This is a genomic window from Primorskyibacter flagellatus, from assembly GCF_900176485.1.
In the GTDB taxonomy this organism is placed as follows: domain Bacteria; phylum Pseudomonadota; class Alphaproteobacteria; order Rhodobacterales; family Rhodobacteraceae; genus Primorskyibacter; species Primorskyibacter flagellatus.
On record NZ_FWYD01000007.1, the window covers coordinates 58,627 to 70,384 of the forward strand.

Below are 11,758 nucleotides of genomic sequence, written 5' to 3' on the forward strand. Positions count from 1 at the left end.
GAAGGAGACACTCCATGAAAATCGCAGTTGCAGGCGACAGCGCGGGCGAAGGCCTTGCCAAAGCCCTTGCCGACCATCTGAAAGACAAGCACGAGGTCGCCGAAATCTCGCGCACCGATCAGGGCCCGGACGCTTTCTATGCCAACCTGTCGGATCGCGTGGCCTCGGCCGTTCTGGCGGGCGAGTACGACCGTGCGATCCTGTGCTGTGGCACCGGCATCGGCGTGTGTCTGGCCGCCAACAAGGTGCCGGGTATCCGTGCCGCACAATGTCACGACACCTACTCGGCGGGCAAGGCCGCGACGTCGAACAATGCCCAGATCATCACCATGGGTGCCCGTGTGATCGGGGCCGAACTGGCCAAGGACATCGCCGACGCTTTCCTGTCCGCCGCCTTCGATCCCGAGGGCCGTTCGGCCGGGAATGTGAAGGCCATCGACGACGTTGACGCCAAGTACAACAAGGTCTGAACGTCCGCCGACGGGCTGTCCTGCCGGAACCCGCAATCCCAGCGTTGCTCGGCGTTCCGGTTGCGCTGCCGGCTGATACGGAGCCATCACATGGACAGAATCCTGACAATCGACAGCGGGCTGACCGTTACCAAGGCGGTGCTGTTCGACCTTGACGGTAGCCAGATCGCGGTCAGCCGTCGCAACGTGCCCCAATCGAAACCCGCGCCGCGTCGGGTGGAGCGGGACATGGCGGAGTTGTGGCACCAGACGGCCTCTTCGATCCGCGAGGTGCTGGAGACAAGCGCGACCGATCCGGCGCGGATCATCGCTGTCGCCGCAACCGCCCATGGCGACGGGGTATACCTGCTGGACCGTGATGGCGCGCCGCTTGGACCGGGTATCCTCTCGTTGGACAGTCGGGCCGTGGGTGTCGTCGAGGCATGGCAGCGTGACGGCACACAAACAGCGGCATTGAACCTTACTGGCCAGATGCCGCACGCCTCTGCGCCCTCCGCACTTCTGGCATGGATCGCGCGTGAGACACCCGAGCGGTTTGCCCGGATCGGGCATGTGCTGTCCTGCAAAGACTGGTTGTGTTACTGCCTGAGCGGGCATATCGGAGCCGACCGGACCGAGGCCAGCACCTCTTTTACCGATGTCAAAAGTCAGAACTACTCCCCCGACGCGCTGACACTTTTCGGGCTGCGGGATCTGGAAAACGCGCTGCCCGAGGTGGCGCATTCCGCTGAAACCGTCGGGGCAATCACCGCAGAGGCGGCCCGGATCACCGGGCTGGCCAAGGGCACGCCGGTGGTTGCCGGATTGCATGACGTGACGGCCTCGGCGCTTGGGATCGGTGCCCACCGTCCCGACGTCATCGGCATCGTTGCAGGCACCTATTCGATCAATGAATGCGTCTCCACCGCGCCGCAGATTGACGCTGACTGGTTCTGCCGCAATGCGGTCGCACCGGGACACTGGAACAACATGGCGATCTCGCCGGCATCGGCCACAAACTACGACTGGTTTCTTGACACCCTCTGCACCGCAGAGAGGCAAAGCACGGACAGGTCCATCCATGCGCAGCTTGGCCCGGAAATAGACGCCGCGCTGGAGCGGCCCTCGTCGGTTCTCTATCATCCTTATCTCTTCGGCGCGCCGATGGGAGCGGCCCCAAGCGCCGGATTTCTGGGGCTGCGCGGCTGGCATACCCGTGGCGACATGCTTGCCGCGCTTCTGGAAGGCATCGTCTTCAATCACCGCCAGCACATAGATGCCCTGCGCGGCGGCTTTGGCGGCACCGAGGCGCGCCTGACCGGCGGCGCATCGCGCAATGCGACCGTCGCGCAGCTTTTTGCGGACATCCTCGACATGCGCGTCACCGTGACTGACACCGACGAGGCCGCAGCCTGGGGTGCCGCGCTCTGCGCCGGGGCTGCGGTCGGGGCGTTTGACAGGTTCGATGCCGATCCTCGGGACATCGAGGCAAATGCGACGATTTATCGACCGTCCGCCGACCGCGCCGCGCATTATGCCCAACGGTTCACACTTTACAAAGAGGTCGCGGAAACCCTGGGGCCAACCTGGGACAAACTGAATGAACTCGAAGCTATGGGCCGGGGCGCGCGCAATGACTGACGCAGAGATCGACCATTTCGACGTTCTCATTATCGGCGCAGGCGTCAATGGTGCGGGCGTGTTCCGCGATCTCTGTGCGCAGGGTGTGAAATGTCTGATCGTGGACAAGGGCGATTTCGGATCAGGCACCAGCGCCGCCCCGTCGCGGTTGATCCATGGCGGGTTGAAATACCTGGAAACCGGAGAATTGCGTCTGGTCGCCGAGTCGACCTATGAGCGCAATCTTCTCCTGAAAAACGCTGCACATTTGGTCAGGCCGCTTCCCACGGCGATCCCGATCCTGTCCTGGGGCAAGGGTGTCACCGCCGCCCTGCGCACGCTGTTGGGTTCGACGACGGCGCCGCGCAGCCGTGGCGCGCTGTTGGTGAAGGCCGGGCTGGCGATGTATGACTTTTACGGGGCGCGGGCGCGACAGATGCCGAAACACCGCATGGTCGGCGCGCGCCGGGCGCGGGCGGAAATCCCCGCTTTGACGCCCCGGATCAAAGCCCTCGGTACGTATTATGATGCCACCGTGACCGCCCCGGAACGACTGGTGCTTGAACTGATCCAGGACGGGCTGAAAGCGTCGCCCGGATCTGAGGCGATGAACTGGTGCACCGTGATGGGCCAGTCGCAGGGCGTGGTGAGCGTCGGGCCGGAGGGCGGCGAAAACCGCCGCATCAAGCCGCGGATCGTCATCAATGCGGCAGGCCCGTGGATCGACCGTGTGAATGCCGTGCTCGGGCTGGACAGCCGGTATATCGGCGGCACGAAAGGCTCACACGTTCTTTTGGATCATCCAGAGCTTCTGCGCCAGTTGAATGGCAGGATGCTGTATTTCGAGGCCGATGACGGGCGCATCCTTCTGGTCTTGCCGTTTCAAGGGAAAGCGCTTGTCGGGTCCACCGACATTCCTTCGGATGAACCCGACAGGGTTGCCTGCACAGACGATGAAACCACCTATTTCCTTCAAAGTCTGCGCGATCTGCTGCCGGGACTTGCGTTCAGCCGGGATCAGATCGTCTATGCCTATGCGGGCATCCGGCCGCTGCCGAACTCTGATGGCGTGGCACCGGGGCTGATCAGCCGCGATCATTCGGCACCGACAGACCCCGCCACCGGGGGCCGGCCCTTTCCGGTCACGTCGCTGATTGGCGGCAAATGGACGACGTTTCGCGCCTTCTCCGCCCAGGTGACTGACGCGGTGCTCGACGATCTGGGGGTACCGCGCTTGCGCCAAACCGACGACATGCCCATTGGCGGCGGGCGTGACATGCCGCGCAGCGAAGAGGCGCGAACCGCGTGGATCGACGCAGCTGTCCGGACGACGGGTGCCAGATCAGAACGTCTTGCGATATTGCTGGACCGTTATGGCACCACAGCGCATGACATTGCCCGCCATGAAGGGGTCGATCCGGTTGAGCTTGTGGATGCGCCAGACTTCACCGAATCCGAACTTGACTGGATTTTACGGAACGAGCGTGTGGTGCATCTGTCCGACATCCTGTTGCGCCGAACACCCCTCGGAATCAGCGGGCAGTTGACCCCGCGTCTGTGCCGCCGGGTCGCATCCATTTCCGCAGAAGTGCTGAACTGGACTTCCGCGCGCGAACTGTCGGAACTGGCCGACCTTTCGACACTTCTTGCGGAACGTCATGGCCTGCATCTCGATTTTGGGTGACGATCCCAAAGGCGCGCAGGCTATTTCGCAACCATTCCAATCTGATTGAGACGATCGGCGTTTGTCCATGTTGGGGCGCTGGCCGCCGGATGTGCATCGACACCCTGCGAAACCCATTCCGCGAGCGATTGCGACCAGTGAAGCCGACATGGTGGATCAGGCTGCCCCGGCGGTCCGGAGCCCGCTTGCGCGTGCGTCGGAAGTGCGGCGTGAACTATTGCATTATTAAATTTACGTTTGTATGCATGGTGCAGCTTCAACCAATGAAGCCGGAGGAGCACGGCGATCCAGACAGGCGCCGTGAAAGATATTCAGGAGGACATTCTATGTCGAAACTGTTCGTTTCGCTGGCAACCGTCGCGTGCCTAGCAACCGCTTCACAGGTCGCGGCACAAGACGCGCCCGGCACCGTATCCAAGGACAGCTACCGTTTTGTTATCGTGCCGAAAGTCGTGCACCCGTGGTTTGACAAGGTGAACGATGGCGCGCAGATGGCCGCCGCCGCCATCGAGGCCCAGACCGGCGCGACCGTCGAGATCAACTACTCTGCGCCGCAAGCTGCCGACGTCGTGCAACAGAACCAAATCATCGAAAGCTCCATTGCAACGCGCCCTGACGGCATCGCCGTCGACCTGCTCGATCCGGAGGGGAACCGCGCCTCGCTTGAGGATGCCGCCTATCAGGGCATCCCGCTGACGCTGTTTGACAGCGTGCCGCCGGAAGGCATGAATATCCCCTATATCGGGTCCGATTTCTGCGAGCAGGCCAAGATCGCATCGCGTCGCTTGGTGGAAATTCTGGGCGAAGAAGGTCAGGTTGCCATCATGATGGGCGTGCCCTCTGCCCCGAACCATGCGATCCGCGCAGAATGCCACCGCGAGGTTTTTGCCGAATATCCCAACATCGAAGTCGTGGCTGAAGGCATCGACAACGATGATATCCAGATTGCACAACAGCAAGCTGCGGCGATCATGCAGGCCAACCCCGAACTTGACGGCTGGGTCGCTTCCGACGCGGCCGGTCCGGTGGGCATCGGGCAGGCCATCGTCGAAGCGGGCAAGCAAGGCGAAGTGCAGCTTGTCGGTCTCGACAACCTCAACGAGATGCTGGATCTGATCCGCGACGGTGTGGCCGACAGCTCTTCTGCATCGCAGCCGGAGCTGCAAGGCTACTGGTCTGTCATGCTGCTGTGGCAGCAGGCGACTGGCGCGCCAGTGCCGAACTTCATCGACACGGGCAATGCCTTCCTGACGAAGGACAACGTTGACGGCTGATCGCGTCGTTATCCGACAGGTCGCACCCATTGGCGCGACCTGTCATTATTTTCGCTCAAGGAGGACCCGCTATGGCCTACCTGGAAGCCCGTGGTCTTGGCCGCGACTTTCCCGGCGTCACTGCGCTGAACGACGTGGACATCGATGTCGAATCCGGTCGCGCGCACGTCCTGGTCGGTGAAAATGGCGCGGGGAAGTCCACCTTCGTCAAGCTGGTCACCGGCACTGACCGTCCCAGCCGCGGCCAGATCCGGATTGATGGCAAGGACGCGGCAGAGCATCCGGACCTGTTTCGCTATATCGCCTATGTGCCGCAAGAACTGAGCCTGTTTCCCCACATGAGCGTAGCCGAAAACCTGCTCATGCCGTTTCACGCGTCGGGTCATCGCGGTCTTGTGCGGCGTCGCACACTGGAGGCCAAAACACAAAGCTACCTTGATCGCTTCGGAATCGCGGCGAAGCCCTCCGATCTGGTGCGTAACATTTCGGTGCCCGATCAGCAGCTGCTTCAGATCGCGCGGGCCTCGACCAATACCGACATGCGCGTGCTGATCCTGGACGAGCCGACCTCTGCGTTGACCCCTGTAGAGGTCGAGCGCGTATTTCGTGTGGTCCGCGATTTCCACGAACGCGGTATCGGCGTCGTCTTCATCAGTCACAAGATGGACGAGGTCTTTGACATCGGTGACGACTATACCGTTCTGCGCAACGGGAAAAAGGTCGATGCCGGGCAGTTGGCCGACGTGGATGAAGATCGGCTGATCCGCGCCATGTCGGGACAGAAGCTGGAGTTGGGAACGATGTTCCGGCCCAAGGTCCCACGCGGCAAACCATTGCTGACGGTCACGGGCTTGTCGGGCCGTAAATTTGACGACGTGAGCTTTACGCTCGACCGTGGCGAAATCCTGGGCTTTGCCGGGCTTGTAGGCTCTGGCCGGTCGGAGATCATGCAGACGATTTTCGGCTTTCTCAAGGCACGCGGCGGTCGGGTTTCCCTGGATGGTGCCGACTGGCCGCTTGGCGACACGACGAAAAGCGTAGCAGGCGGGATGCTCTATCTCTCGGAAGAGCGCAAGCATCACGGCATTTTCCCGCATCTTTCCCTGCGCGAGAATATCGGCCTGTCGATCACCGATCTCACGAATTCGCCGCTGGGGATTAGCGCGGCGCGGGAACGTGCTGCGGTTGACGACATCATAAAGGATTACGAGATCCGCACTGCAAGCCGCGAGAAGAAGATCTCCTTCCTGTCGGGCGGCAATCAGCAAAAGGCGATTATTGGCCGCGCCATGGCGATGACGCCGAAAATCCTGATTTTCGACGAACCCACCAAGGGCATCGACGTCCGGACAAAGGCGCAGATCTACAAGATCATGCAGGGTCTCGCCGAACAGGGCATCGGCATCATCCTCGTGTCCTCGGAGATGGACGAGCTGCGCAAGTGCGCCAGCCGCATCATCACCATGCATTCCGGCCGGATCACCGGCGATTTCGACAGTGCGACGGCTGACAGTGAACAGTTGGTCGGTGCCATTTTCGCAACGGAGACAGAACATGTCTGACTTACAGAAAACTGCGCCCGGACAGGGCCGCGAGGCCAGCGTCATGCGCGCGTTGTTGCAGCATCCGATCCTCGGGGTCTTGTCGGTGCTGGTGGTGATCTTTGTCGCCTCGGCGCTGCTCTCGCCCTATTTTCTGACCCCTTATAACCTAAGTGTCGTGGCGCGCGGGTTGGCGTTCGTGGCGCTGGTCACCATCGGGCAGGCATCGCTAATGATCCTTGGCGAACTGGATCTGTCCTTGGGAACAATCGGCGGGCTGAGCGGCATCCTGACCGGCATGTTGATGGTGAACGCCGGGATAAACCCGTGGCTTGCCATCGTGATTGCCATCAGCTTTGGCGCGGTACTAGGCTTTATCAACGGTATTCTGACCACCAAGCTCCGGCTGCATTCGCTGGTGTTGACCATTGGCACCGCCGGGATATACGGCGGCGCGATCCTTGTGCTGACACGCGGCGTCGCGATCACCGGCATCCCGCGCGAAATTCAGTTCCTTGGGCGCGGGACACTGCTGGGCGTTCCCATGCCTTTCATCATCATGCTGGTGATGCTGGTGCTTGCGGCTTTCCTTACGATCAAGACGCCCTTTGGGCGCTACATGTATGCGATCGGCAACAACAGGGACGCTGCGCGGATGCTGGGCATCCCCGTAGACCGTATCCGTGTGCTGGTTTTTGTGATGGCCGGGGCGCTGTCGGCCATGGCAGGTGTGCTGTTGGTCGCCCGACTGGGCACGGCACAGCCTTCCATCGGCGATGCCTGGGTACTTGGCCCCATCGCAGCCGCGGTGATCGGCGGCGTCGCCACCACCGGAGGTGTCGGCATGATCGCCGGCGCGATCTTCGGTGCCGGTATCATCGCGATCATTGAGAACATCATCGTGCTTTTTGGCGTGTCGCCCTACTGGCAAGGCATCGTCAGCGGTGCCATCGTGGTCATCGCCATATCCTTCGACGCAATATCGCGGCAATGGCTGCGCAAAGAATCCTGAGAGATGAACGTTATGACATCGAAAACCCGAGCCAAGAAGCTCATCAATGCCCCTGAAGACATCATCACGGAGGCGATCGAAGGCATGGTGTCCGCTCATCCGCACTTGTTGCGTGTTGAGGGGGCGACCGGTCGGGCGGTCGTCGCGCAGGACGGCCCGCGCGACGACAAGGTCGGCATTGTGATCGGCGGCGGATCCGGGCATGAACCGGCCTTTGCAGGCTATGTCGGGCGTGGCCTGGCGGATGCCGCGGCGGTTGGCAACGTCTTTGCGTCGCCGTCGCCCGAGCAGATATTGGACGCGACCCGCGCTGCGAATGGCGGGGTCGGTGTGGTGTATCTGTATGGAAATTACACCGGCGATGTGATGAACTTCGACATGGCGGCCGAAGAAGCCGCCGGCCTCGGCATCGAATGCAGATCAGTTGCGGTGGCGGATGATATCGCATCCGCCCCCGCGGCGCGCGCCCATGAACGGCGCGGGATCGCCGGTGATTTCTTCGTCTTCAAGATCGCCGGAGCCGCCGCAGAAGCCGGCCGGGATCTTGACGGCGTTGAGGCCGCCGCACGCGCCGCCTTGGCCAACACCCGCTCTATGGGTGTGGCCTTGACACCCTGCTCTTTGCCACAGACCGGCAAGCCCAACTTCGAGATCGGCGAGACCGAGATGGAGATCGGCATGGGCTTGCACGGCGAGCCGGGCATGCGACGCGGAGACATGGCGCAGGCTGACGCGGTGGTGGACGAACTGATGGCACCCATCATGGCCGAATTGGCCTTCAAGGCGGGGGACGAGGTCGCCGTGCTGGTCAACGGGTTAGGGGCCACGGGCCTGCTGGAGCAGTATATCCTGCACCGGCGCGTGGCAGCCATTCTGGCAGAAGCCGGGATTCGCATCCATTATTCCTGGGTCGGCGAGTATGCCACGTCGCTGGAGATGGCGGGTGCCTCGGTGACGCTGATGAAGCTCGACGCCGATCTCAAGACCTTGCTTGACATGCCGTGCCGGACGGCCGCGCTGACAGTCGGCGACGTGACAGAGCGCGCCCGCGCATCGCGCCCTGATCGGACCGTGGCGGCCGTGTTCGAAAAGAAGGTCGAGACACGCGAAACCCACTTGGCCAAGGATGGACCGATCACGCCGACGATCTTCCGGGCGATGGTCAGCCTCGCCGGAGAGCGCATCGGCGAAGAGGCAGAACGTCTGTCTGCTTTGGACGGCGTCATCGGCGATGGCGACCACGGCATCACCATGGACATCGGCTGGAAAGCCGTGCGGGCGGCGCTTGCACAGAGCCCGGCGGACGAGACCATCGAGACGTCCTGCAAACGGATGGCGAAGGCGTTCCTTGACGCTGTCGGTGCATCCTCCGGGCCGCTTTATGCCACGGCTTTCCTGCGGGCGGGGACGGCGGTCAAGGACCGACTGAACCTTGACGCCGGGGCCATGGCCGCCTGGATCGGGGCCGCCAGTGACGGCGTGCAGGAACGCGGTCGCGCCGCGCCGGGGGACAAAACCATGGTGGACGCCTGGGTTCCGGCTGCCGAGGCCGCGCGCGCCTGTGCAGAGGCGGGTGACGACGTGTTGGCCTGTCTCGATGCGGCCTGCGCCGGCGCCGAACGCGGGATGAATTTCACCCGCGACATCGAAAGCAAACGCGGACGGTCTGCCAAGCTGGGCGCACGGTCCGTGGGACATATTGATCCGGGCGCGGCGTCGACCGCTGTGATCCTCGCGGCCATGCGGGATGCTGCCCGCGACCTTCTGGCTTGAAGCTGTGACATCTGGATGATGTTGAGGGGCGGTCCTTTCCGGGGCCGCCCCTCAACATTCCAAAAGCGCCTGTGCGACCTCTTCGTTCGTCGCCAGACGGTTCACATAGCCCCCCCGCAGGATTGCCCGGATCACCTCTAGCTTGTGCAGACCTCCCGATACCAGCACGGCATGCGGTTTCATCCGTAATTTGTCCGGGGGCAGGGCGATGATCGTTTCATTTATGAAATGGTCGATGGGGCGGCCCTGTGCATCGATGAAACAGCCCAGTATCTCTCCCACCGCGCCGGCGGCAACGATCGTATCGAGGTGATCCTTTATCACGCGAACCTGCGTGAGCGAGCTGGCCTCATCCACCGCCCCGCAGCTGACCATCGCGATGTCGGCGATTTCTGTCCGCGCCAGTACGTCCGTCAACTCATCGATCAGCAGCAGGGCATCACGGGCATCGCGCGACGCGCAGTAAATGGGGGCCGTCAGATAGTGACATTCAACGCCAAGCTGCTGCGCTGCATTCGTTGCCACATCGAAAGAATTCGATCCGGTGGCGCGAGTGATACCACCAATCAGTCCCACGACCCAGCTTCCGTTGCTGGGAGGACCCGCCATCCGGCCCACCGCGTAACTGAGCGTGCGCCCCGAGCCGATGCCGATCCCCATGTCCTGGCCCTTGATCAGCGGGTTCACCATGGTGCCCGCGGCCTCGCCGATCATCCGCTTCTGCAACACGAGGTCTCCGACATCCGGCACGACGACGACATCCTCCAGCCCGTAGCGCTCTGCCACTTTTTCGGCAAGCGCGCGGCAGGCGATAAGCGGCATGTCCAGTTCGATCTTGACCTGGCCCGCGCTGCGCAACTGGCCGATGATCCGGTTGACCTTGAGACGGGTTATGTCAAGCCGATCCGCGATGTCCTTTTGCGTCATCCCCGCAACAAAGTAATACCATCCGACCCGCGCGCGTTCGTCCTGGGATTCAAAGTCGTGGTCGTGCATGGATTTTTGTCCAATCACTGGTATTTGACGGGTTAACTTGTCGAGTAGGCGTAACATCGGCATCTGGTCAACCGAAGATTCGTGTAACATCTGTTCGGAAAGCCGCGCGTCGCATCACCGGCCACTTCACTTGGGGGAAGAGGGTCGGGCCGAGCGTGGCCATCATCGCCATGTGGTTCAGCGGGTTCCGGGCGGTGACGGTCGCCCCATACCTTTGGCAGAGCAGTGTGTTGTTCTTTTGAGCTGTGCGCGAAGTCAGAAGCGATCCACCGCTTTTCGCATCAGCGCAAGATGCGCTCGACCCAACGGCACCGATCTGGCATTGCTGTGAAGGTTAATCCGACGTCATGCCACACGCCCTTGCGACTTGTCGCATTTCGGATGGCCCCAAGGGAAGGAACGACATGGTGCCGAAGCGGCCGGCGATCAAAAGAGTCACGATTCAACAGGTTGCGGAAGCCGCCGGGGTGAATCGTTCCACCGTGTCTCGGGTTTTCAACAATCCCGACATATTGCTTGAAGAAACAGTCCGGAACGTCCGGGAAGTCGCGCGGAAGCTGGGGTATTCGCCCAACGCAGCAGCGCGCGCCTTGCGAACCGGGCGCAACAGCAACATCGCCCTGGTCGTTCCCGATCTGACCAATCCCTTTATGCCTCCGATTGCGCTGGCGGTGCAGAAGGAAGCCGCTGCACGGGGGTATTCGGTGTTTATCGGCAATGCGGATGAAAACCCGAATCAAGAAATGGATCTGCTGAAAAGACTGTCCGATCAGGTGGGCGGAGCAGTTCTGGTGTCACCGCGATCAGACAGCGAACAGATCCACGCGCTCGCAAGTGACATGCCGCTGGTTCTGATCAATCGCGATATTAAAGAGGTGCCGCGCGTGCTGATCGATTCCGGGCAAGGTATGGCGCAGGCCGTGCGCCATCTTGCCCAGCTGGGTCATCGCCGGGTTACCTATGTCGGAGGCCCCGAAAATTCGTGGTCCAACAGCCAAAGATGCGCCGCCGTTACCCATGCAGCGCACGAACACGGCATTTCGATGAGCACGCTCCCCGCCGGGACAGCGTCCTTCGTCAGGGGCGTGGAAATCGTGCCAGCTCTTCTGTCCTGCGGGGCGACCGCCTGTATCGCCTTTGATGACGTTCTGGCACAGGGGATCTGCTACGGGTTGGTCGAGAACGAACTGGAAATTCCCGAAGATTACAGCGTCATAGGCTGCGATGACATCCTCGGTTACCCGATGTTGACCACGGTTTCGGGTCCCGCAGCCAAGGCCGGCCAAATTGCCGTTGATTTGCTGATGTCATCATTGAATACGCCCTCAGAGGAGGATGTGCGTATCGTGCTGGAGACGGAATTTGTTTCACGGGATACGGTCGGCCCCCCAAAATATCGTTGACCGAAA

General features: G+C 61.8%; 9 protein-coding genes. 8 read left to right on the forward strand and 1 reads right to left on the reverse strand.

The features are described from left to right. The first annotated feature begins 14 nt into the window (after positions 1–14). The 7 genes from derI to dhaL all read left to right on the forward strand — a co-directional run bounded on the left by derI (position 15) and on the right by dhaL (position 9,353). Entirely contained in the window at positions 15–470 is a 456-nt protein-coding gene (gene derI / locus B8991_RS11315; RefSeq protein ID WP_084353102.1) for a D-erythrulose-4-phosphate isomerase, read from the forward strand. Between the two features lie 90 nt (positions 471–560). Continuing rightward, on the forward strand, positions 561–2,090 hold the full coding sequence (locus tag B8991_RS11320) for an FGGY-family carbohydrate kinase (protein ID WP_084353103.1): 1,530 nt from the start codon (positions 561–563) through the stop codon (positions 2,088–2,090). Next, entirely contained in the window at positions 2,083–3,753 is a 1,671-nt protein-coding gene (locus B8991_RS11325) for a glycerol-3-phosphate dehydrogenase/oxidase (protein WP_179141470.1), read from the forward strand. Before B8991_RS11320 ends, B8991_RS11325 begins: the two co-directional genes overlap by 8 nt. Before the next feature lie 326 nt (positions 3,754–4,079). Further along, complete coding sequence (locus B8991_RS11330; RefSeq protein WP_084353105.1) at positions 4,080–5,027, forward strand: substrate-binding domain-containing protein; 948 nt, start codon at positions 4,080–4,082, stop codon at positions 5,025–5,027. A 71-nt stretch (positions 5,028–5,098) separates the two neighbouring features. After that, positions 5,099–6,589 (forward strand): sugar ABC transporter ATP-binding protein, encoded by a 1,491-nt coding sequence (locus tag B8991_RS11335; RefSeq protein ID WP_084353106.1) that lies wholly within the window; start codon positions 5,099–5,101, stop codon positions 6,587–6,589. Continuing rightward, the gene (locus tag B8991_RS11340) at positions 6,582–7,580 is read left to right on the forward strand and encodes an ABC transporter permease (RefSeq protein WP_084353107.1); all 999 of its coding nucleotides are present in this window, start codon (positions 6,582–6,584) and stop codon (positions 7,578–7,580) included. The genes B8991_RS11335 and B8991_RS11340 overlap by 8 nt, the downstream gene beginning before the upstream one ends. 3 nt (positions 7,581–7,583) lie before the next feature. Then, on the forward strand, positions 7,584–9,353 hold the full coding sequence (gene dhaL, locus B8991_RS11345) for a dihydroxyacetone kinase subunit DhaL (RefSeq protein ID WP_235866609.1): 1,770 nt from the start codon (positions 7,584–7,586) through the stop codon (positions 9,351–9,353). A gap of 51 nt (positions 9,354–9,404) precedes the next feature. Here the strand turns inward: dhaL and B8991_RS11350 are convergent, their stop codons facing one another. Then, positions 9,405–10,349, reverse strand: coding sequence for a sugar-binding transcriptional regulator (locus B8991_RS11350; RefSeq protein WP_084353109.1), 945 nt, complete (start codon positions 10,347–10,349; stop codon positions 9,405–9,407). A 404-nt stretch (positions 10,350–10,753) separates the two neighbouring features. Here B8991_RS11350 and B8991_RS11355 point away from each other — a divergent pair, with 404 nt between their 5' ends. After that, positions 10,754–11,752 (forward strand): LacI family DNA-binding transcriptional regulator, encoded by a 999-nt coding sequence (locus B8991_RS11355; protein ID WP_084353110.1) that lies wholly within the window; start codon positions 10,754–10,756, stop codon positions 11,750–11,752. The last annotated feature ends 6 nt before the right edge of the window (positions 11,753–11,758 follow it).

Excerpts from the sequence above, each read along its gene's own strand:
- B8991_RS11335 (WP_084353106.1), top strand. The coding sequence starts at position 5,099 with ATGGCCTACCTGGAAGCCCGTGGTCTTGGCCGCGACTTTCCCGGCGTC.
- B8991_RS11320 (WP_084353103.1), top strand. The coding sequence starts at position 561 with ATGGACAGAATCCTGACAATCGACAGCGGGCTGACCGTTACCAAGGCG.
- B8991_RS11350 (WP_084353109.1), bottom strand. The coding sequence starts at position 10,349 with ATGCACGACCACGACTTTGAATCCCAGGACGAACGCGCGCGGGTCGGA.
- B8991_RS11325 (WP_179141470.1), top strand. The coding sequence starts at position 2,083 with ATGACTGACGCAGAGATCGACCATTTCGACGTTCTCATTATCGGCGCA.
- B8991_RS11330 (WP_084353105.1), top strand. The coding sequence starts at position 4,080 with ATGTCGAAACTGTTCGTTTCGCTGGCAACCGTCGCGTGCCTAGCAACC.
- derI (WP_084353102.1), top strand. The coding sequence starts at position 15 with ATGAAAATCGCAGTTGCAGGCGACAGCGCGGGCGAAGGCCTTGCCAAA.
- B8991_RS11355 (WP_084353110.1), top strand. The coding sequence starts at position 10,754 with ATGGTGCCGAAGCGGCCGGCGATCAAAAGAGTCACGATTCAACAGGTT.
- B8991_RS11340 (WP_084353107.1), top strand. The coding sequence starts at position 6,582 with ATGTCTGACTTACAGAAAACTGCGCCCGGACAGGGCCGCGAGGCCAGC.
- dhaL (WP_235866609.1), top strand. The coding sequence starts at position 7,584 with ATGAACGTTATGACATCGAAAACCCGAGCCAAGAAGCTCATCAATGCC.